The following is a 462-nucleotide window of genomic DNA, read 5'->3' as shown; positions in this document are numbered from 1 at the left end:
GGCCTGGCCGTCGCCATAAGGGTTGTGGGCCTGCGCCATTCGCTCGTATTCGGGGGCGTTGTTAAGCAGCGTTTCTGCCTCGTCGACGATGCGTTGCGTATCGGTGCCGACCAGCCGTGCGGTGCCCGATGCCACAGCCTCCGGTCGCTCGGTCGTGTCGCGCGTTACCAGTACCGGTTTGCCAAGAGCGGGCGCCTCTTCCTGAATGCCACCGGAATCGGTGACGATCAGGTAGGCGCGGTCCATCAGGTAGACGAACGGCAGATAGTCCTGCGGCGCAATCAGATGAACGTTGCCGTGGCCGGAAAGGATGGCGCTGACCGGCTGCTGCACGTTCGGGTTCAGGTGCACCGGATACACAACCTGCACATCCGGATGCCGCGCCGCCAGCAGGCGCAGCGCCACGCAGAAGTTCTCGAACGGCTCGCCGAAGTTCTCGCGGCGATGGCCTGTCACCAGGAT

At 64.3% G+C, this 462-nt stretch carries 1 protein-coding gene; it reads right to left on the bottom strand.

Annotated features, from left to right (window positions below):
• A partial coding sequence (gene wecB, locus D7V88_RS42195; protein ID WP_120546004.1) for a non-hydrolyzing UDP-N-acetylglucosamine 2-epimerase occupies positions 1–462 on the bottom strand: 462 nt, incomplete at both ends.

This window comes from Corallococcus terminator (assembly GCF_003611635.1).
In the GTDB taxonomy this organism is placed as follows: Bacteria; Myxococcota; Myxococcia; order Myxococcales; family Myxococcaceae; genus Corallococcus; species Corallococcus terminator.
The sequence above is the reverse complement of the archived record's forward strand: the minus strand, read 5'-3'. Positions and strand labels throughout refer to the sequence as shown.